The organism is Reella acinonychis (assembly GCF_052828705.1).
This window is the reverse complement of sequence record NZ_CM128256.1, coordinates 829898-850301: the sequence shown is the minus strand read 5'-3', so window position 1 is coordinate 850301 and position 20404 is coordinate 829898. Positions and strand designations below refer to the sequence as shown.

General features: G+C 34.4%; 22 protein-coding genes and 1 riboswitch. Of the genes, 6 read left to right on the top strand and 16 right to left on the bottom strand.

Translation table 11 applies throughout. The annotated features are described in order from the left end of the window. Positions 1-67: 67 nt before the first annotated feature. The 9 genes from rfbB to ACUXZ4_RS04105 are packed head-to-tail and all read right to left on the bottom strand — an operon-like array spanning position 68 to position 9196. Positions 68-1087: a dTDP-glucose 4,6-dehydratase gene (gene rfbB / locus ACUXZ4_RS04145; RefSeq protein WP_464973780.1), complete on the bottom strand. Its 1020-nt coding sequence runs from the start codon at positions 1085-1087 to the stop codon at positions 68-70. Between the two features lie 3 nt (positions 1088-1090). Then, positions 1091-2512, bottom strand: coding sequence for an undecaprenyl-phosphate galactose phosphotransferase WbaP (gene wbaP / locus ACUXZ4_RS04140; protein WP_464973779.1), 1422 nt, complete (start codon positions 2510-2512; stop codon positions 1091-1093). 25 nt (positions 2513-2537) lie between these two features. Beyond that, positions 2538-3494, bottom strand: a complete 957-nt coding sequence (locus ACUXZ4_RS04135) for a glycosyltransferase family 52 (RefSeq protein WP_464973778.1) — start codon at positions 3492-3494, stop codon at positions 2538-2540. Between the two features lie 5 nt (positions 3495-3499). Next, complete coding sequence (locus ACUXZ4_RS04130) at positions 3500-4594, bottom strand: EpsG family protein (protein WP_464973777.1); 1095 nt, start codon at positions 4592-4594, stop codon at positions 3500-3502. Further along, positions 4594-5475: a glycosyltransferase family 2 protein gene (locus ACUXZ4_RS04125; RefSeq protein WP_464973776.1), complete on the bottom strand. Its 882-nt coding sequence runs from the start codon at positions 5473-5475 to the stop codon at positions 4594-4596. Before ACUXZ4_RS04125 ends, ACUXZ4_RS04130 begins: the two co-directional genes overlap by 1 nt. A gap of 18 nt (positions 5476-5493) precedes the next feature. Beyond that, positions 5494-6240: a glycosyltransferase family 2 protein gene (locus tag ACUXZ4_RS04120; protein WP_464973775.1), complete on the bottom strand. Its 747-nt coding sequence runs from the start codon at positions 6238-6240 to the stop codon at positions 5494-5496. Continuing rightward, entirely contained in the window at positions 6224-7450 is a 1227-nt protein-coding gene (locus tag ACUXZ4_RS04115) for an oligosaccharide flippase family protein (RefSeq protein WP_464973774.1), read from the bottom strand. The genes ACUXZ4_RS04120 and ACUXZ4_RS04115 overlap by 17 nt, the downstream gene beginning before the upstream one ends. Next, a complete protein-coding gene (locus ACUXZ4_RS04110) occupies positions 7450-8124 on the bottom strand; it encodes an acylneuraminate cytidylyltransferase family protein (RefSeq protein WP_464973773.1) in 675 nt (224 codons plus the stop codon). Before ACUXZ4_RS04110 ends, ACUXZ4_RS04115 begins: the two co-directional genes overlap by 1 nt. 1 nt (position 8125) lies before the next feature. Continuing rightward, the gene (locus tag ACUXZ4_RS04105) at positions 8126-9196 is read right to left on the bottom strand and encodes an LPS O-antigen chain length determinant protein WzzB (protein WP_464973772.1); all 1071 of its coding nucleotides are present in this window, start codon (positions 9194-9196) and stop codon (positions 8126-8128) included. Positions 9197-9400: 204 nt separating this feature from the next. Here ACUXZ4_RS04105 and ACUXZ4_RS04100 point away from each other — a divergent pair, with 204 nt between their 5' ends. Together ACUXZ4_RS04100 and ACUXZ4_RS04095 are read left to right on the top strand one after the other, a co-directional pair. Continuing rightward, positions 9401-10216 (top strand): DNA ligase, encoded by an 816-nt coding sequence (locus ACUXZ4_RS04100; protein WP_464973771.1) that lies wholly within the window; start codon positions 9401-9403, stop codon positions 10214-10216. Positions 10217-10258: 42 nt separating this feature from the next. Continuing rightward, positions 10259-10615 carry a YgiW/YdeI family stress tolerance OB fold protein gene (locus ACUXZ4_RS04095; RefSeq protein WP_464973770.1) on the top strand — a complete coding sequence of 119 codons (357 nt, stop codon included), beginning with the start codon at positions 10259-10261 and terminating at the stop codon, positions 10613-10615. 52 nt (positions 10616-10667) lie between these two features. Here ACUXZ4_RS04095 and hpt read toward each other — a convergent pair whose 3' ends face one another. Then, complete coding sequence (gene hpt / locus ACUXZ4_RS04090) at positions 10668-11207, bottom strand: hypoxanthine phosphoribosyltransferase (RefSeq protein WP_464973769.1); 540 nt, start codon at positions 11205-11207, stop codon at positions 10668-10670. A gap of 189 nt (positions 11208-11396) precedes the next feature. Then, on the bottom strand, positions 11397-12752 hold the full coding sequence (gene pmbA, locus ACUXZ4_RS04085) for a metalloprotease PmbA (protein ID WP_464973768.1): 1356 nt from the start codon (positions 12750-12752) through the stop codon (positions 11397-11399). 116 nt (positions 12753-12868) lie between these two features. Here pmbA and yjgA point away from each other — a divergent pair, with 116 nt between their 5' ends. Next, positions 12869-13402, top strand: coding sequence for a ribosome biogenesis factor YjgA (gene yjgA, locus ACUXZ4_RS04080; RefSeq protein WP_464973767.1), 534 nt, complete (start codon positions 12869-12871; stop codon positions 13400-13402). A 29-nt stretch (positions 13403-13431) separates the two neighbouring features. On the opposite strand, the gene ACUXZ4_RS04075 is transcribed toward yjgA, so the two are convergent. Then, entirely contained in the window at positions 13432-14274 is an 843-nt protein-coding gene (locus ACUXZ4_RS04075) for a patatin-like phospholipase family protein (RefSeq protein ID WP_464973766.1), read from the bottom strand. A 121-nt stretch (positions 14275-14395) separates the two neighbouring features. Then, positions 14396-14492, top strand: a riboswitch (TPP riboswitch). Positions 14493-14541: 49 nt separating this feature from the next. Here ACUXZ4_RS04075 and thiM point away from each other — a divergent pair. The 3 genes from thiM to thiE are packed head-to-tail and all read left to right on the top strand — an operon-like array spanning position 14542 to position 16793. Then, positions 14542-15339: a hydroxyethylthiazole kinase gene (gene thiM / locus ACUXZ4_RS04070; RefSeq protein ID WP_464973765.1), complete on the top strand. Its 798-nt coding sequence runs from the start codon at positions 14542-14544 to the stop codon at positions 15337-15339. After that, the gene (gene thiD, locus ACUXZ4_RS04065; RefSeq protein WP_464973764.1) at positions 15332-16138 is read left to right on the top strand and encodes a bifunctional hydroxymethylpyrimidine kinase/phosphomethylpyrimidine kinase; all 807 of its coding nucleotides are present in this window, start codon (positions 15332-15334) and stop codon (positions 16136-16138) included. Before thiM ends, thiD begins: the two co-directional genes overlap by 8 nt. Next, positions 16131-16793, top strand: a complete 663-nt coding sequence (gene thiE / locus ACUXZ4_RS04060) for a thiamine phosphate synthase (RefSeq protein WP_464973763.1) — start codon at positions 16131-16133, stop codon at positions 16791-16793. Before thiD ends, thiE begins: the two co-directional genes overlap by 8 nt. 37 nt (positions 16794-16830) lie before the next feature. Here the strand turns inward: thiE and ACUXZ4_RS04055 are convergent, their stop codons facing one another. The 4 genes from ACUXZ4_RS04055 to thrC form a co-directional block, all read right to left on the bottom strand. Next, entirely contained in the window at positions 16831-17505 is a 675-nt protein-coding gene (locus tag ACUXZ4_RS04055; RefSeq protein WP_464973762.1) for a M15 family metallopeptidase, read from the bottom strand. Then, the gene (dapE, locus tag ACUXZ4_RS04050) at positions 17498-18631 is read right to left on the bottom strand and encodes a succinyl-diaminopimelate desuccinylase (RefSeq protein WP_464973761.1); all 1134 of its coding nucleotides are present in this window, start codon (positions 18629-18631) and stop codon (positions 17498-17500) included. The genes ACUXZ4_RS04055 and dapE overlap by 8 nt, the downstream gene beginning before the upstream one ends. Positions 18632-18645: 14 nt before the next feature. Then, positions 18646-18990: an ArsC family reductase gene (locus tag ACUXZ4_RS04045; RefSeq protein WP_464973760.1), complete on the bottom strand. Its 345-nt coding sequence runs from the start codon at positions 18988-18990 to the stop codon at positions 18646-18648. Between the two features lie 102 nt (positions 18991-19092). Continuing rightward, the gene (gene thrC, locus ACUXZ4_RS04040) at positions 19093-20367 is read right to left on the bottom strand and encodes a threonine synthase (RefSeq protein WP_464973759.1); all 1275 of its coding nucleotides are present in this window, start codon (positions 20365-20367) and stop codon (positions 19093-19095) included. Positions 20368-20404: the final 37 nt, after the last annotated feature.

The following is a 20404-nucleotide window of genomic DNA, read 5'->3' as shown; positions in this document are numbered from 1 at the left end:
TATCCTTAAAAATAAAAAAACAATGATTACAATATATCAGTTTCTACACGAATTGGCAGAGATAATTTTATTTTTTCCACAAGTTTGTATGATGAAGATACCACTCTACCGTTTTGCGTAAACCCGTCACCAAATTGACTTTAGGCTGCCAACCGAGTTGTTGCTGAATTTTGCTTGAATTGATGGCATACCTTTTATCATGACCTGGACGATCCGCAACATAAGTAATTAAATCTTTATATTGAACTACACCTGCTGGCTTGTTTGGCACGAATTCTTCTAATAGGTCACAAATCATATTCACCACATCAATATTAGTTTTTTCACAGTTGCTACCAATATTGTAAGTTTCACCAACTTGCCCTTTTTGCAATACAAGATAAAGCGCCTCAATATGATCTTCCACAAATAACCAATCACGAACTTGTTGTCCGCTTCCATAAATGGGTAATTTTTTTCCCTGAATAGCATTTGAAACCATCAAAGGAATGAGTTTTTCGGGATGTTGGAAAGGCCCATAATTATTCGAGCAATTAGTCAGTAAAATTGGTAAACCATAGGTTCTATGCCAAGCTCTCACTAAATGATCACTTGCGGCTTTGGATGAAGAATAGGGACTACTTGGTTGATATCGGCTTTGTTCATCAAAGGGAGCAGCATTAGGACTTAAATCACCATAAACTTCATCTGTAGAAATATGTTGAAAAATAAACCGCGCTTTTTTATCCCCATCTAAACTAGCCCAGTAATCCCGCGCAATTTCGAGCAAGTTATAAGTACCAAAAATATTAGTTTGAATAAAATCAGCAGGACCATTTATCGAGCGGTCAACATGACTCTCGGCTGCCAAATGAATAACCGCGTCAGGCTGATGTTGCGTAAAAATTCCTTGCATCACATTTCTATCGCAAATATCTTCCCGATAAAAATGATAGCGAGGAGAAACACAGACTTCATCTAATGAAGACAAATTCCCCGCATAAGTCAATTTATCAACATTAATAACAAGATGATCTGTGTTATTGATTAAATATCGAATAAAAGCAGAGCCAATAAAACCAGCTCCGCCTGTGATAAGTATTTTCATGGTTTAATAAGCACCATCTCGTTTCAAAACCACATTTACTGTTTTAAATAAGATGGCAATATCATTCCATAATGACCAGTTTTTAACATACCAAGCATCGAAATATACTCGAGTTTCATAATCTACGTCATTACGACCACTCACTTGCCATAAACCTGTCATACCTGGTTTTGCCATTAAGTAATAATCCACATCTTCTTCGTAGCGTTCTAATTCATCTTTTACAATTGGACGAGGACCAACTAAACTCATTTCCCCTTTAAGAACATTAAAGAGTTGTGGTAGCTCATCTAAACTAGTTTTACGAATAAAATGTCCGATTTTTGTAATACGAGGGTCATTTTTAAGTTTAAAATCTTTTTCCCATTCAGCACGGGCTTCAGGATCATTTGCTAAAAGTTCTTCTAAAACCTCTTTAGAATTTACCACCATAGATCTAAATTTAAGGCAATCAAATGGCTCCCCATTACGCCCAATTCTACTATGACCATAAATTGCATCACCACCATCTCGCTTAATTAAGAAATATAGCGTTAATAATACAGGTGATAACAACAGAATAATCAAAATAGAACAAACGATATCCATTGTTCTTTTTAAAATACGGGAAGATCGTTTAGCTAAATTATTATTCACCCTTAATAAAATCATTTCATAGCTAAATAAAAACGACATATTAGTACTGTATAATGGCAAACCTCTTATGGTAGGGATGACTGATATAGAACGAAACTTATTCAATGCAAGTTTACGCAACCAATGTTCTTGTAAATCGCATTCCTCATTTTCCAATGCAATAATAAATTGAGTATATCTTTGAGAGAATTTTTCTTTAAGATTAAATTCGTCCTCATTTAACACAGGAATATTAAAATGTGAGACTAATTCTTTATTTGATGATATAAAATATTTAATATCTAAACCTAAATAGGTTTCACTTCGTAGTGCAACATAGGCATCTATCGCATTTTTCGCACTACCAATTATAACGGTTTCTTTTAGATACCATTTAGCTTTTATTAAATAAAGTTTAACTGCAATTCTAGTTAGAGGAAATAATATTAAATTAATTAACCATACAGATACGAAAAGATAACGTGAAATATATAATTTGGAAAAAGCCATCACTGACAGCTCAATAATAAAGAATATCAATAATGTTCTTATTATTTCCTTTAGTTCAAACCAAAATGGTTTACGGTAAGTATAATGTCTTAATCGTATAGCAAACCAAGTAACACAAAGAGCGCCTAAAAACAAATGTAAAGAAAATACATCTAGTATTTGCGCATCTGGCAAATACACATTTATATTTCCATAAACTATCTTTAATATATATATAGCCATAAACAAGGAAAAAGAAAATGACAATATATCCGAAATAAGTAATAATAATTTACAAACTAGTTCCTTCTGCCGTCTCATATACCCTACACCTCCAACAAATCAATTATAAATTACAATTAACATCAAATATATCTACTATACCAAAACGTTCTATTAATTTAGAGTGACAATTAGTACCGTAAAAATCTATTTTTTCTTTTGGATATTGTAAAACAGCTGTAGAAAATAATGTAATCACTCGCTCAAAGTCTACTCCCAATAATTCTAAAAGCTCAGCAGGAAGAGCATCTTCAAATATGTAAGTTTGTGGAAATAAAATGCTATAATTCGTTTTTTCTCTAGGATGAGGTTTGATCACTAAAGAGGTTTTATCATATTTTTTAACTATTTTAGAGTATAAATCTACCTTTTCTTCTTCTGTTAAAACTCCATCTTCCGATAGTGGTTGAGTGAATAAAATATGCTTCTTTTGTTTTAAGATAGATAATTTCATATCATCAATATTAAAAAAACTTAATATATAATCTTTTTCCTCTGATGTTTTTTTATTCCAAAGTTCTCTAACATCAACAAAGTCGACCTTATTTTTTATAATATCAGGGATATTCTTTTTCTGTGTAAGATAAATCTTCGTTACATTTTTATATACACCAAAAGTAGGGATAGAAAACAATTTATTTTTCCAGCTACGTTGATATGATTTAGGGTCATAATTTGCCGTACCATCCTCAATCAAGATAAAAGGAAAACGCCTTAAGAAATATTTTGCTCCAATAATATGATCACTTCCATAGACAACTCTATTAACTCTACTCCCCCTATTCAATATAAAAAACGAGTATATATTTAAATAAATCGTCATAAATATACTCTCTATTATACTTTTAGGCTTCTTGACGAAAACAGTTTTCTTTCTATAATTAAGCCACTTAAGTGATTTCAAGTTAAAATCAGCAACAAACAAACCATTTTCAATAGAATCTTTCGGAAGCAACAACAGAATTAATAATAAATTCCTAAAGCCACTAACTATAAATATAAAATTATTTTTAATTACCATTTATCCTACCTATCAAATAACACATTTTTATATGGTATATGAGTATATATTTCCTTATCCTTATGATAAGTATGAATATCTTTATAAAAAATTGAAGAACCATATAATATTAAAAAAATAAAAATAAATGGTTTTAACTTTATATCCTTGCTTAATAACCCCCCAAAATAGATCAAGTAAAAAACAAGAAAAATAGCTGATATTCTACCTGCCAAAACTCCTACATTAGAAAAAATAAAATAGGTTATTGGATAAAACAATATAAGTTGTATAATTTTATCTTGAAATAGATTTCTATAGAACAAGGCTATAGATATAATAATGAATCTCTGTAAATACGCAACAAACCCTATTGTTAGGCTTGGATCATGCTTAATAAAATAATAAAGGTGAACTCTTTTTACTAAAGAGCTATCCCCAAAATATAAAAATAAAAACTCGATAAATTTACCAACCAAATCAAAATAAGAAATCAAAAACGACAATACTATTAATACTATTAGAAATGACACCTTTCTAAAAATTGTAATTCTAACAAGAAAATATAGAGGCAACAACAACAAAGATACCTTATGGAATAGAAAACCAACAAGAACCCAAAAAGAGTATTTATATAAATTCCCATTTAATAAATTTTTAGAGTTATACAGAAATATAACCATAGCCATTGCTTGCCTATATGCTTCTATAGCATAAATCGGAAGTATAAAACAATAAAACAAAAATAACTGAATATTGTAATTTGAATAATTTTTAATACCTTTATATAAAAAATAAAATAGTATAAAATTATAAATAAGTAGAAAAATAGCATAATCTGGAGTAAAGGACTTTATTAACGATTCTAGAAGTAAATAACCCCATTCTATACTATGCTGATTATACAGAAAATAATCTAACGATAGATCCCATATAGGATAAGCATTATCAAATAAATTCTCATACTGAAAATAATCCACTCCAACCCCATATCTTAGGGTAGCTAATAGAAAAACAAAAAAGAAATGGACATTAAATATAATATTTTTTATACGGCTATTATATAAATCAAATATAGAACCTAAAATTAAGAGCAGCAAAATAAAAATATATATACTCATTAATAGTACACCCTACTTCTTAATTTCTTCATTCTTAACAATGTTTTTTCTGATATTGTGTTTCTAGTAATTTTTTTCACTTCATTAAGAACTGTAACTATCTTAAACAAACTACCTTTCATCCTTAATAAATAGAATAAACTCCAAAATATATTTGAAGTAATTCTATATTTGAATGGCATATAACGATTAAGAACAACTAGTTGATTACGATAGCGATAAAAATTTTCTTCTTCTTTTTTCATACGACCATAAGGAGAAACTTTATGATAAATAACAATATCACTTACATATAAAATATCATATCCAGCTTCCAATATTCTAAAAGAGAGGTCTCTTTCTTCACCACCATATTTACCTAAATCATTCGGATAAAGCCCTACTTGATTATAAACATCTTTTCTTATTGCATGACCTGCTCCAATATAGTAATAAGTAAGCATATTCTTAGAAAAATCAAGATTTTTATTACCATGAGGGATTTCATGACGAAGACTTTCTCTTGAATAAAAGTTCTTTATATTAAAAGCCAAAGCTCCAACATTTCTATTTTCAGAAAAGTAACTTTCAACTTTATTAACTAACTGAGTAATATTATCAATTTCAATATCATCGTCTAACGTAATTAATATATCTCCTCTAGATTTTTCAATTAAATAGTTTCTTCCTTCAGCAACACCATAGTTAACTCCATCTTGAAAATAAATAAATCTAATATTAGAATTTGATATTAACTCTTTCACTGCAGCTTCTAAAGCATTACTAGGATTATTATCAAGTAATAGTAATTCTATATCTTCACCTTGATATTGGTTTATACATTTTAAGGTTTCAAATAATTCTTCTTTGCGTCCATAAGTAATGATTATGATTGAAATCATAAAACTCCCCTAAGAAAATCAACGATATTTCATAAAACCATTATAAGCATAATGGATAAAATAATAACAAGATCTAACTACCCCTAACTTCTGATGTTTGTGATAAATATCCCAAGTCCAAACCGCACTTTTTATTTTATTTGAAGATACACTGACACCGCTTCCAATGCGGCAATATGAATCAATAGATGAATGATCTGTTAAAGAATAATTTGTTCGTTTTAAACATTCCAAGAAAAATGCATAATCTTCATGTTTGATATTCTCAAATCGATGATTTCCTATTAAATCTTTTGATAACATCATTGACATTGTTTTAAACTGATTACCTTTTAACAAACAAAAGTAATCTATCTTAGGAGTAACATTGATGGATTTGATAATATTACCTTCTAGATCACAAAAATGATAATTACCATGACTAATTTGGAGATTATTATCAATCATAAATCTTAGTTGATTTTCTAAGTGTTGTTTAGACCAGAAATCATCACTATCTAAGAAAGTAATATAATCACCTGTAGCATTATCTAATCCTACATTTCTAGTCAATGCTGGACCTAAATTATTTTTATTTTTAAATAATTTAATACGAAAATCAAAAAGATATTTGGATATAATATCAACACTTGTATCTTTAGAACAATCATCGATTAAAATTAATTCCCAATTAGTATGAGTCTGTGATAATACTGATTCAATACATTGTTGAATATACTTTTCCGAATTATATACTGGAGTAATAATACTAATTAATGGTTCCATTATCATAACCTCTATTAACTCTTATTGTCACCATATATAAAATAGGTAGCATAGATACAGCTCCGATTATACTCGCATAAGGAATATATTTAACACCAATATCTGTGAAAAACAACAAACACACTAGATATATCATTGTAGATAACACAGAACAAAAAGATATCATTTTATTTTTACCATAGTAAAATAAATAATTTACTAATATAAGATATGGAATAACTAAAATTGAAGATATAAGAAACATAATAAAATAATATTTAACACCTTCAAACTTATCTCCTAGAATCCATAATATCCATTGTTCTGGAATAAAATATGAAATCAATATTGGAAATGGCATTAGGAAAAAAGACAAAAATACTAATTTATGCAGTTTATTTAATGTTAATTTATTCTTTTTTAGGCTATCAAATAAATATGGCACTAGAGCTTTGTTAACTGACATAATAAGAACTGTCAGAATTGTGGCCAATTGAGCACCCATTGCATATAATCCCAACTCACTTTCTGAAAATTTATGGTAGATGAACATACGATCTACTTGCCCCTTAAGAAAGAAACTTACATGGTGAAATAATAAAGGGAAACCAAAGCCAACCAAATAAAGGAAATATTTCTTATATTTTATATAACTCAGTATTTTCCTTGTTTTCATTTCCTTTTTATAAAAGAAATACGAAATTAAGCATACAATGATATTAGCAAATAACATGGCTAATATTCTCTTTTCTACTAAATTAGTATCATAAAACTCTAGCATTATAACTGTTGTAATAGCTAATGCAATTGCTGACATAAATTGAATAACTGTATAAGAGATAGCCTTTTTCTGACATTGCCTAACAGAAAGTTGAACAGATAAAATAGACTGAAATACAGCTATCCAAACAGTATAAAAAAGAATTTCAGAATGAACTAGATAAGCGATAATAGAAAGAAATATTCCTAAGGTAATTGTATAACTATATCCTGTTTTTAAAACCAAATCTAAAGAACGTTTACCATAGAAATAGAAATAGCGAGCGATAGCACCATCTTGACTTAAACCTAACACTATGGCAAATAGTGAGATATAAGTCTGGAAATAACTTAATTCCCCAAACCCTTCTACTCCCAGCTTTCGAGAAAGATAAGGCAATAACAAAAATGGCATTGCCTTTGAGATTAGTTCTCCAATTAAATAAATAGCACTATCTTTGATTGCTTTCATTAATGTTCATTCTTAATTAAATTTTCTGCAATCTGCAGATCTAATGTCGAATCAATATCAATTGAACGATACGTTGGCATTAAATAAAAACGAATAGGCGAAATAAAGAAACATTTTTCTTTTAATAATGATGCAATATTATTAATATAAATCGCACCATTCGCTCGATAGGCTTTAGGTAGCCGTTGGCGTGGAGCCTCAAAATCACGTAGTTCTCGGCAAGGCATAATTTCATCGCCATCCATTGTGAAAGCCTTATATGGATGGTGTTCGCATTCACAGGCTGAAACAACAGATTTACAATGCCCACCTAAGAATATCTCCATGGCATTTCGAATATCTAGTGAGGTTCTTAAAGGACTTGTTGGTTGGAATAAAGCAATAGTCCCATCTTTAATACCTAATTCCAATAAACAATGGATTATTGTATCGATAGTCCGTGTATCACTTTGAGCTAATTCTACCGGGCGTAAAAACGGCATGGCTCCATATTTCTCTGCCTCTAATAATATTTCCTTTCCATCAGAAGTGACAACAATTTGATCAAACACGCCTGATTCTTTGGCGGCTAAAATCGCTCGACCGACTAGGGAAATACCGCCAACAGATTGTAAATTCTTATTTTTAATACCTTGTGAACCTGCTCTAGCAGGAATAATTGCAATTCTAGTCATATTATTTCTTTCTCAAAAAGTTAACCATTAAAACTAAAAAGCTTGATAAAATAAAACCAACAATACAACCAATTAATAAAATTAATGCTTTTTTCGGTTTATCCTTAATCACAGGATAATCAGGCGAACTTAAATAACTAAAGGCATTTAAATTTGCATCTTTCGTTTTTGCTGCTAGTCCATTCAATGCTCTTAATTGTGTTTGAATAGCGAGATATTCAGAAGGATACACAATAGGCTTTGCTTTTTCCATATCAATCTTCGCATTGACATATTGTTCCCCTAACACAAACAACTTAAAATCATCGTCTAATACCATTTCTGCTGAATTGTTTGACTCTGTTTTTGAACTCAATGTTGGTGATAAATCTTTGATGTCAGATTTTTTCATTGTATCCAAGATAACAGTAAGTTTTTCTAATTCAGCAGCTTTTTGATTTTTTAATTCTTCCTCTATTTTTTTAAGGGAAAATTCTAAATCAGCAATCTTTTGAGTTACCATCACATTGAAATCGTGTAACTGAGATTGACTTGCTTTAGCATTGATATGCTCAATAAATAATTTCAATGTATTTTGGGCTAATTCAGGGGTTTCTGCACTAAAACCAAAACGTTTACCGATGGCATTAGGATCTTTCTTAGGATCTGGAGTAGAAATACTAATATTTTCTCTTGCTAATATATTTAGTATTCTACGCTGAGCTTGTGTATCTTTACCTTCAGATAGTTGTTTATAAACTTCTGTTTGCACTAACATTCTTTCTCTTTCATCTAAAGAAAGAGAGAATCGCCCAAACTTTTCATATAATTCATCCGATAATTTATTGACATCTAGTTGGTTATCTATGATTCGTTCATATTCTTTTCGTAAGGCTAAATAACTGCCCATATCTGTTATGCTAGGTTTAATGATTTCAGTTCTTGATGTCCATTGCTCTTTCGCCGTAAACGCATAGGCTGCGGCTAATGCAGTACAAACAAAAGTTGATAAGATAATCCACCATTTTTTGTCCCATAACATTCTAATTAACTCAAGTAAATCAATCTCATCATTATTTACTTTTTCAGACATAAGTTCCTCACATAAAAAGACAATATCATTGATTTCAATTATACGTTCCTACCCCATACTATGCAAACATAAAAATATCTAAAACCAACTGCACTTTCAACCTAAAAACACTTTATTTTGTGAATTAGATTCCAAATTCATGACCACAAATTTGTTTTCTTTGTCGTTATGGATATGCTCAAGAAAAGCAAGGAGAGATTGACGATGAAATGGCTTAATATTATTTTTCTGAATATCCTATTTGTGCTTACCAGCTATGCAAGTTTGCCTGATTTAATGCTTGTTTCTACTTATCAAAACCAAGATTTATCTGGTTGGGTAATGAGTGAGAAATTAGATGGAGTGAGAGGTTATTGGGACGGTAAGCACTTGTACACACGCAATAAAAAGCAATTATTTCCACCGCACTATTTCACCAAGTACTTTCCCTCTTTTGCCATTGATGGTGAGCTGTTCAGTGAACGAAATCAATTCGAGAAAATCTCGTCTATTGTGCGTTCACAAAACGATACAGGTTGGGAAAATTTAACTTTACATGTGTTTGACGTCCCTCACGCAGATGGCAATTTATTTGAACGTTTAAAAACATTAGAAGATTATTTAGCCCAACATCCCATGCCTTATATAAAAATTATTCCACAAATTCCGATTAAAAATTCACAACAAGTGCAAGAATTTTTAAAAAACATAGAAGAAATGAAAGGTGAAGGCGTCATTTTGCGAGATCCACAAGCAGCTTATGAGTGGGGAATTCGCAGTCATAAAATTTTAAAATTAAAGACCGCACTTGATGAAGAATGTACGGTGGTTGCTCATCATAAAGGAAAAGGACAATTTGAAAATTTTATGGGATCACTCACTTGTGAAAATCATCGAGGTCAATTCAAAATTGGCTCTGGATTTAATTTAGCAGAAAAAAAAACGCCACCAGCTATTGGCTCCATCATTACATATAAATATCGAGGATTAACTAAAGATGGAAAACCGCGTTTTGCAACCTATTGGCGAGAAAGAAAATAACTTAATTCCCTCTTCTTATAAGAAATTTCACAAGGAGCAAACATGAAAAAATGTATTTGTTTTATGTTGTTACTGGCGCTTAGTGTAATATCAGGTTGTGTAACCCAACCGACACTGATGTTTGGTGATACTAGTCAGCGTCAGCTCAGTATCACTGAAGTGAAAAAGTTGCACAATGGCAGTTACATTAGTTTACAAGGCTATATTGTTGAGCAACTGAATCATCAAGAATATCAATTCAAGGATCTTACTGAAGATAAGATTAAAATTGAAATTGCAGACCATGTATGGAATGGGTTATCGGTAAGCTATAAAGATAAAATTAACATTCGAGGTAAACTAGATAAATCATTTGGCATAAGCGAAATTGATGTTTTGCACATTGAAAAAGTACAATAGATACTCATAAAAGTGCGGTGTAAAATTCAGTGATTTTACACCGCACTTTGCTTTATTCTTCCAAGACCACTTTGCCAATAAAGCCTAGGTTACGATGACGTTGTGCGTAATCTATGCCATATCCAACAACAAATTCATCTGGAATTGGGAATCCAATCCAATTAACTGGCACTTCCACTTCTCGACGAGATGGCTTGTCCAATAAAGTACAAATCGCTAAGCTGGCTGGCTCACGTAACAATAAAATTTGGCGAACTTTTTCTAAGGTATATCCTGTATCAATAATATCTTCTACGATAAGAACATGCTCATTTTTAATATCGCCTTCCAGATCCTGACTGATTTTGACATCATGATTTGTTGTCATGCCTGTGCCATAACTTGAAGTTGTCATAAACTCAATTTCAACAGACAATTTAATTTCTCTTACCAAATCTGCCATAAACATAAATGAACCACGCAACAAGCCAACGACAATTAACTTATCTATTTGTTTTTGTTGGTAATAGGTTGTAATTTCTTGTCCTAGTGCCTGAATTCGCTCTTTGACATCTTGTTCTGAAATAAGGACATCAACATGATGTTTTTTCATAATAATTCCTTTGTGTTAAAAAAGTAGTGCAATCATAACAAAAAAAGACCGAAGTTGTAACACTTCGGTCTTTTATACCCTAACGAATCTACTTTCTACCCTACCTGTTTAGCTATCTACGCCCTAACAGATGGGAGCATTTTAATTGAAATGGAATAATTTTGTCAATAAGAATTATTCTCATTTAAATTAATTACCTGAAATTTTCATTTCTTCTAATAAAATTGAGCCTGTTTGAATGTTAGAACGATGTTCAATATCATCGCCGACTGCAACTATGTTGCGTAACATGGATTTTAAATTGCCCGCAATGGTAATTTCGGAAACAGGGTATTGGATTTTGCCATTCTCAACCCAGAAACCTGAGGCACCACGACTATAATCGCCTGTCACCATATTAATACTCTGCCCCATCAAATCAGTCACTAACAGTCCAGTTCCCATTTGTCGTAAAAGTGCGGTTAAATTTCCTTGAGAATTTGGTTTCACCAGCCAGTTATGAATTCCACCCGCATGCCCCGTTGTTTGCATCCCCAATTTTTTAGCACTGTAACTCGTTAATAAATAGGTTTGCAAAATACCTTGCTTGATAATATCTAACGACTTTGTCCGCACGCCTTCACTATCAAATGGAGTGGAGGCTAAACGCCCCAACAAGTGCGGTCTTTCGTTGATTTCAAACCAATCAGGTAACACTTGTTGACCTAATTGATCCAATAAAAAGCTATTTTTACGATACAGGCTGCCACCACTCACTGCCGCCGCTAAATGCCCAATTAATCCTGTTGCAACATCATTTAAAAAGATCACTGGGCTTTGTTGCGTCACGATTTTTTGTGGATTTAAGCGTTTAATAGCTTTCTCTGCGGCATTTTTTCCTACCCATTCAGGCAATTCAAGTTGGTTAAAATTGCGTGAAATACTGTATTCATAATCACTTTCTAACTGTTCATCTTCACCAGCAAGAATAGAACAAGAAATAGAATAACGGCTTGATAAATAGCTTTGTAACATGCCATAGCTGTTGCCATATACGCGGATGCCAGAATGAGAATTAAACGCTGCACCATTGCTATTCACGATACGTTCATCAAATTCCAATGCTGCCGTTTCTGCTTGTAATGCTAATTCAGTCGCACGATCAACATCCACTTCTGTCGGATGATACAAATCTAAATCAGGCGCTCCAAATGCCATTAATTCTTCAGGTGCCAGTCCAGCACAATCATCAGGCGAAGTATAACGTGCTATGGCTAATGCAGCTTCTACTGTATTTTTTATGGCTTCAGGGCTTAAATCTGAAGTAGAGGCATTACCTTTCTGTTGACCTAAATAAACCGAAATACCCAAAGCGCCATCATTGTTAAATTCTACATTTTCAATTTCTTGTAAACGAGTAGAAACCGATAAACCATTGACTTTGGTCACTGCGACTTCTGCTGTTGCCCCTGCTTGCTGAGCAATTTCAACGGCATAACTCACCGCATGACGTAATTCTTGTTCTTGTTGTTTTAAAAGTGCGGTGGAATTCTGTTCAGTTTTCATTATTTACCTTTTTATTCAATCTCATCCAATGTCCTAAGTTTGTGGCATTTTAGCTTATTTGCTACAATGTCGCAAAATTAAGAAACATAGCGCCAAGCAATCAAACAGGATAAAAAATGAAAAAGCGTGGAAAAAAAGTCGACTTAGATTGGACTGATGATCAAGAAGAAATTATTTGGGTAAGTAAAAGTGAAATTAAACGTGATGCGGAAGATTTAAAAAAGTTAGGGGCAAAAATCGTTGAACTGACACAAACGAATTTAGAAAAAATTCCCTTAGATGAAACCCTATTAGATGCCATTAATTTAGCTCGTCGTTCTGAACGTGAAGCAAAACGTCGCCAACTACAATTTATTGGTAAATTGTTGCGTTCTATGGATGTGGAGCCAATCAAAGAAGCGTTAGAAAAAATTGAAAATAAACATAATCAACAACAAGCCATGTTGCATAAATTGGAATTATTGCGAGAGGAATTGATCGAGTACAATAACGAGGATTTAGCGGCTTTTTTTGAGCAATATCCACAAGCAGATCGCCAGCATTTGCGCAATTTGATTCGTTCAGCTAAAAAAGAAAAAGAGCAAAATAAACCAGCAAAAGCCTATCGTGAGATTTTCCAATATTTAAAAGAATTAATCTTAACTGACTAAATAAAATCCCCGCTATTGCGGGGATTTTTTTAATTGGTTAAATAAGCTTTCAACCCAGCCAATTCATTTTTTGCATCTGCCATACCCAAATCATACATTTTTTGAATCATTTTCGGATCTTTTTCCAATCTACTAATATTAATAGTTTGTGAAGGACGAATTACATAAATTTGTTTTTTATTATTGAGATCAATAATTTGTTCTACGGTCTGGTTGTATTCTAAGTAACGATTTTGCCAGCGTTCGATTAGTTTAGGGTATTTTTTATACATTAATTTAAACAACCACATTGAACTTGGTGTTTTGCGATAATCCAAAGGACGAGTTAACACGACAATCACTTTGTCATAGCCTAATTCAAAGCACTTTTGAATGGGAATACTGTCTGAAATACCTCCATCTAAATATTTTTTACCATTGATTTCTACTATTTTCGATACAAAAGGCATCGCCGAAGTCGCTCGGAAATACTCCATTTCCTTGAACACATCTTGAATTTTCACATATTCTGCTTCCCCCGTTTCAACATTCGTCAAAGTAAGCCAAAAATCAGTGTGGGATTGTAAAAAAGCGTCTTGATCAAAAGGGTCTAATTCAAAAGGTAATTGGTAAAAAGCGAAATCGCGATTCACAATATTTCCTGTCGTCAACAAACTATGCAACCCCATATAGCGTTTATCATTCAAATATTGTAGGTTGTAACGCAACACTCGCCCTTGCTGCTTTGAAGGATAATTAATACCAAATAATGCCCCCGCAGACACACCCACTATTCCATCAATATGCACTTGCTGTTGCATAAATACATCAAGCACGCCCGCAGTGAAAATGCCACGCATAGCGCCACCTTCAAGTACTAAACCTACCTTCATGCTGTTCCTCTTTTATTCTTAATAATCAAAAACATCTTCATTTTACACCGCACTTTTGTGTGATCAATATCACAGTTATTACTTTTTATCTTTGTTTTTTTGTTTTAATAAATTAGACTACCAAGGTTAGTCGGGGTGCTATCTACTAAATGGCTGAGATTATACCCGTAAAACCTGATACAGCTAATACTGGCGTAGGGAACTAATTTTTCTTTTTTACCGCTCCATTATTGCGTATCTTTCTTGTCGTTTTAATTAGGAAATTATATGCAGTTCAATTACTTAAATCTTGTTCGCGAACAAAACCCACTTATTCATTGTATCACCAATATTGTTGTCACCAATTTTTCTGCTAACGGTTTACTCGCTTTAGGCGCTTCGCCTTTTATGTCAACCATGCCCGAAGAAGTAGAAGAAATTCAAAATTTTGCAGGAGCATTATTGATTAATATCGGTACGATTAATAAGCTTGATGTTGAAGCAATGATACTCGCGGGTCAAGTAGCAAATAGAACTGGCGTTCCAGTGGTGTTAGATCCTGTTGGAGCAGGAGCAACTACTTATCGTCGTCAAGTCGTACAACAGATTTTAGATAAAGTTAAAGTATCCGCCATTCGAGGCAATGTCAGCGAAGTGGCATTTTTAGCGGGCGTAGAATGGGAAAGCAAAGGCGTTGACGCGGGTCAAGGCGAAGGAAATATTGCAGAAATTGCGCTAGCTGCTGCGCAAAAATATCAATGCATTGTTGCGGTTAGCGGCGAAATTGATTATATCAGCGATGGAAAACAAGTCGCGAAAATTGCCAATGGTACCGATTTATTTCCAAAAGTCACTGGTTCAGGATGTTTGTTAGGCGCTGTTGTTGGTGCTTTCTTAGCTGTAGCAGAAAAAGACGATTATTTTTCAGCTTGTGTTGAGGCTTGCACAACTTATGCTGTCGCTGGCGAATTAGCCGCTGCAGGTTTAACGACCGAAGTAGGTAGTTTCGCAGTAGAGTTTTTAAACAAATTGTCTTGTATCACAACAGAAGACATCACCAAGATTTCAAAGGTAAATTATGAATAATATTCCTCAAGCACTGACAATTGCAGGTTCGGATAGCGGCGGAGGCGCTGGTATTCAAGCGGATTTAAAAACCTTCCAAATGCGCAATGTGTTTGGTACAAGTGCAATTACGGCCATTACCATACAAAATACCATGGGCGTTTTTGGAATTGCGCCCATTCCCCTTGATGCAATTGCCGCACAAATTCGTGTAGTTGCCGAAGATTTCAATATCAATGCGGTAAAAATCGGTATGTTAGGCAATGCTGAAATTATTGAAACAGTGGCACAAAGTTTGGATACTCACAACTTTCCAGTAGTTGTGCTCGATCCTGTTATGGTAGCGAAAGGCTCAGAGCCTTTATTAGAAAAACAAGCGATTCAAGCGCTAAAACAATATATGCTACCCAAAGCACATGTGCTGACACCAAATTTACCTGAAGCTGAAGCATTAACAGGTATTAAAATTCATGATCACAAAAGCGCAGAAAAAGCCGCTCGTTTATTACAAGAGTTTGGCGTGGAAACCGTTGTGATTAAAGGTGGACACAGTGTAGATTCTCAAAGTGCGGTCTGTTTAGATTATGTTTTCACCCCAAACAAACAATTCTGCTTAGAAGCAAAACGCTTCCCAACGAAACACACTCATGGTACAGGCTGCACTTTCTCTGCTTGCATTGCCGCGGAATTAGCTAAAAGTAATAGCATAGAACAAGCTATTCGAACAGCCAAAGCATTTATAACTGCGGCAATTAGCAACCCGTTAAATATCGGACATGGTCATGGACCAACAAACCATTGGGCTTATAAAGATGAATAATATCAAACAAATGCTATCGGTGTATTTTATTGCAGGAACACAAGATTGTCGCCATTTAGCTGGCGATCCTTGCCAGAATCTATTGCACGTATTAAAACAAGCATTGGAAGCAGGAATCACTTGCTTTCAATTCAGGGATAAAGGCGAAGATTCACTGATCTCACAGCCCGAACAGCAAAAAATATTGGCAAAACAATGCTTGGAGTTATGCCGCCAATATAAAGTGCCCTTTATTGTTAATGATGATGTGGAATTGGCAATGGAAATCGGTGCGGATGGCATTCATGTGGGTCAACAAGATATGGCAGTCAGCGAGCTATTAAAACGCACCAATGGCAAATTTATTGTTGGCTTATCCACCAATAACCTTGAACAAATTCAAGACGCACAACAACTAGAGGACATTGATTATATTGGGGTAGGCCCTATTTTTGCGACAGCATCAAAAGCAGATCATTCCCAACCCATTGGTATAGAAGGTATTGAGCAACTTAAAAAAATTCCGCTTAATAAACCTTTCGTGGCAATCGGTGGCATTACCACAGAATCCGCGCCTCAACTGAAACAACTTGGTGCTGATGGCGTAGCGGTGATTTCAGCCATCACTCAAGCACAGAATATCAAAAGTGCGGTGCAAAAATTAAAAGAATTTTAAGTATATAAAAGGCATCCTAAGATGCCTTTTACTGTTCTTATAAACAAAAACGCGCGAATATTTCCTCAATGCGTTCAATCAAAATCGCTTTCGCCGCAACCTGTTCATTTTCCCAAGCGCTCATCAAAATTTCTGGGCTAAATTGCTGTTGCAATGGCTCCGCAATAGGAAAATAGCTTAAATGCCAAGGCTCTAAGCCAATTTCTTTATCTTCTTGTTCTAAAAAAGGAAAATAAAAACCAAATTGTTCTGCATTAACTAATAACCAATTAGTTAAACGTTGAAAATAGCCACCTGTTTGATATTCCCAAGGCTCAAGTTGCAATTGTTGGCCATCGGGAAGCAAATCAGGATCAAAAATATCAATTTCCGTTCCCCAATGATGACGACTAGCACCTGGCATTGCCGACCAGCGTAAAATGGCTTGGCATCTTTGCCAATCATCTAAACAGCTCAAATCAATCGCTATTCCTTTATCATCATGCACTTTCCGTTCGCCACAAAATTTGCTATTCCAAATCAGTTGTTGGCGTGCAAAATCGCGATAAGTGCTGGCGGGTTGCAAATTAAATCCCGCTTGTTTTGCTGCCTGCTGCATAGCTACAAAAGCAGATACCACTTCTGCTTGCAAAAAATAGTTAGGCGAAAGCTCGTTTGGTAACGCCAACAAATGTTCACGACTTTTACCTGTGAGAATTAACTGATTATTCATTGAGTAACTGTTCTAAAATTTGATAATAAATCTCACCGCACTTTTCTAAATCATCTATGTTTACACACTCATTCACTTTGTGAATAGTATGATTTAGCGGTCCAAATTCAATCACTTCTGTTCCCATTTGTGCGATAAAACGTGCATCTGAAGTGCCGCCACCTGTATCTAACTGCGGTGTAATTTCAGCGACTTTTTTGACTGCCTGTATTGCTGTTTCCACCAACAGTCCTTTCTCTGTTAAAAAAGGTTTTCCCGACAAATTCCACTCAATTCGGTATTTTAATCCGTATTTTTGCAACATTTCAGTGACTTTTGTTTTAATGATTTCATCCGTCACTTCGGTGCAATAACGTAAATTGAACTGTACATAAAGTTCACCAGGGATCACATTATTACTGCCTGTTCCTGCTTGAATATTCGCAATTTGTAAGCTAGTTGGTGGGAAAAAATCGTTGCCTTTATCCCATTGATAAGTGGTTAGTTCTTGTAAAAAGGCAAGGGATTTATGCACTGGATTTTCGGCTAAATGCGGATAAGCAACATGCCCTTGAATGCCTTGAATGTAAAGATTTGCAGTGATTGAGCCTCGACGACCATTTTTTATGGTATCGCCAAATTGCTTCGCACTTGATGGCTCACCAACCACACAATAATCCACTTTTTCCTGACGAGCCATTAAGGTTTCCACCACTTTGACCGTTCCATCTTTCGCAGCCGCCTCTTCGTCAGAAGTAATCAGTAATGCGATTTTGCCTTTATGATCTGGATAATTTTTAACAAAGGTTTCTGCTGCCACGACCATTGCTGCAAGCGCACCTTTCATATCAGCTGCCCCTCGTCCATAAAGCATATCGTCCACAATCTCAGCTGCAAATGGCGGATGTTGCCATGCACTTTCATCACCAACTGGCACCACATCTGTATGCCCGGCAAAAGCAATGCAAGGTTCGCCTTGACCATGCGTTGCCCATAAATTAAGAGTGTCACCAAAAGGCAACCATTCTAGCTGAAAACCAATAGCTTCCAATTTTTCCCCAATAAGTTGCTGACAATCTTGATCATTTGGGCTAATCGATTTTCTCTGAATTAATGCTTGAGCTAAGTCAAGAATATTCTGTTTCATTTTGCACCGCACTTTTAAGCAAAAGCCGCTTCATATTGCTTCACATCAAAACCCATTAATGCTTTACCATCTTGTAAAATAATAGGGCGTTTAATCAAGGTCGGTTGCTCAGTTAACACTTTTAGCGCGCTTTCACGATTAAGGTTATTTTTAATTTCCTCAGACAAATTACGCCAAGTGGTGCTGCGTTTGTTGACTAAACTTTCCCAACCAAATTGGCTTTCCGCTTGCAACAGCCAAGCTTCATCTAATCCATTTACACGAAAATCATGTAGTTGATGTTCAATATTATTATCAGCCAACCATTTCAATGCTTTCTTTACAGTATCGCAATTTTTAATGCCATAAACGGTGATCATATTACATTCCTTTATTACAAATTATGTGGGTTAGTATAGCGACAAAAATAAAGTGCGGTCAAAATTTTCCTTTTTTTGACCGCACTTTTCATTCATCCCAAATTATTTCAATAAGTAAGCTCGCAAGGAAGCAAAATCATTTTCCATTTCATCGGAAAGCAATGGCAATTTATTGTGCTTATCCAATGCTTCTGGTAAAGGTAGCTCAATATTTAAAATTCGCTCTACACTTTCTTTGAATTTCGCTGGATGCGCAGTACATAAGAAAATACCCGTTTCATCTGCTTGTAGCTGATCTTTCAACGCTTGATAAGCAATGGCACCATGAGGCTCACATAAATAACCTGTCGCATATTGCGCTTTTAAGGTTTGCTCGGTTTCAGCATCACTCAATGCAGCCGCGCCCAATTCCTTAAGTTGCCACCCATTGCGTTTAAATAATTCTTCCACACGAGGCCAGTTATTTGGACGACTCACATCCATTGCGTTTGAAAGTGTCGCAACTGTAGCATTCGGTGCCCATTCACCTGTTGACAAATAGCGTGGAACAGTATCATTTGCATTAGTTGATGCAATGAAACGTTTAATTGGTAAACCTAAACTTTTCGCAATTAAACCCGCTGTGAGATTACCAAAATTGCCACTTGGTACAGAAACCACTACATTTTCACGTTCTTGTTTTGGTAACTGGGCAACTGCTTCAAAATAATAGCAAATTTGCGCTAATAAACGGCTAATATTGATGGAGTTCGCAGAGTTCAAACCAATAGTTTGACGCAATTCCACATCATCAAATGCTTGTTTCACTAAAGCTTGGCAATCATCAAAATCACCATTGATGGCAACGGTACGAATATTGCCACCAAGGGTACAGAATAATTTTTCTTGTAATGGGCTGATTTTTCCTTTTGGATATAAAATCACCACTTCAATATTATCTAAACCGTAAAACGCATGCGCTACCGCAGCCCCTGTATCACCTGAAGTCGCGGTTAAAATCGTGATTTTGCCATCACCACGAACGGTTGCTAGCGCTTGTGCCATAAAGCGTCCACCAAAATCTTTAAACGCTAACGTTGGTCCATGAAATAATTCTAAGGCATAAATATGCTCTTCCACTTTGGCAACTGGCGCTGGAAAAGTGAATGCATTTTTAACCATTGCATTTAATTTATCCGCTGGAATTTCATCGCCAATGAAAGCAGAAAGAATTTTTTGGCTACGTTCCACTAATGGCAAATCTAATAGCGCATTAATATCATCAAAGTGCGGTATATTTTCAGGGAAAAATAATCCTTGATCCTTACCTAATCCTTGACGCACCGCTTGGCTAAAATTCACTTTTTCCTCTGGGTGCTTGATGTTATATAAATTCATTATTGTTCCTTAAATTATTTTAATGTATCGCAATAGG